General features: G+C 44.8%; 1 protein-coding gene and 1 pseudogene. One reads left to right on the top strand and one right to left on the bottom strand.

Features of this window, described 5'->3' with window-relative positions:
• The first annotated feature begins 155 nt into the window (after positions 1-155).
• A complete protein-coding gene (locus P5683_RS25530) occupies positions 156-425 on the top strand; it encodes a hypothetical protein (RefSeq protein WP_233498007.1) in 270 nt (89 codons plus the stop codon).
• 30 nt (positions 426-455) lie between these two features.
• Here P5683_RS25530 and P5683_RS25535 read toward each other — a convergent pair.
• Positions 456-677 (bottom strand): annotated as a pseudogene (locus P5683_RS25535) (hypothetical protein); the annotation flags it as partial.

Genomic DNA, 677 nt, shown 5'->3' on the forward strand with positions numbered 1-677 from the left:
GATTTGTTGGGTGTCGCTTCGCTTTACCCAACCTACGACTAGAAACCCGGTTTCTCAAAGAAACCGGGTTTCTTTACCCCCCAATATTCCCCTGTATTGAGTTATCCTAAAATAGAGACTGAACCTTAAAAAGCCAGAAGTCGGCAATGGGTACTATGGATAATTCCCCAATCCAGGATACAGAATCAGCGGAGCCAATGTCTGTAACGGATTTACAGAGTCAACTTAATGATTTACTCAAGCAACTGTCCCCGGAGCGCTTACGGGTGCTGACTGATTTTGCGGCTTATTTGGCTAATGCTGAAAGCGAGAGTGCAACCCAAGAACTCTTAGAAATTCCTGGATTGCTAGAGCGAGTTAAGCAAAATCAAGCAACCCCTAAGAACCAGTACAAGGATTGGAGAAACCTTCGTTCTGATGTATGAAGTTCTGCTCCATCCTGATGCCCAAAAAGTTTACATTAATGCCGACAAAGCTAAAATCCCCTCTGATTTCGCTTTTGTAGGTTGGGTGAAATGCAATGTAACCCAACATCTTACCTGAATTTGTTGGGTGTCGCTTCGCTTTACCCAACCTACGACCTTGAGAAATGGGGAGCGATCGCCTAATTTGTATACCCGAATTTGTTGGGTGTCGCTTCGCTTTACCCAACCTACGACTAGAAACCCGGTTTCTCT

Source organism: Limnospira sp. PMC 1279.21, from assembly GCF_032349615.1.
Taxonomy (GTDB): Bacteria; Cyanobacteriota; Cyanobacteriia; order Cyanobacteriales; family Microcoleaceae; genus Limnospira; species Limnospira fusiformis.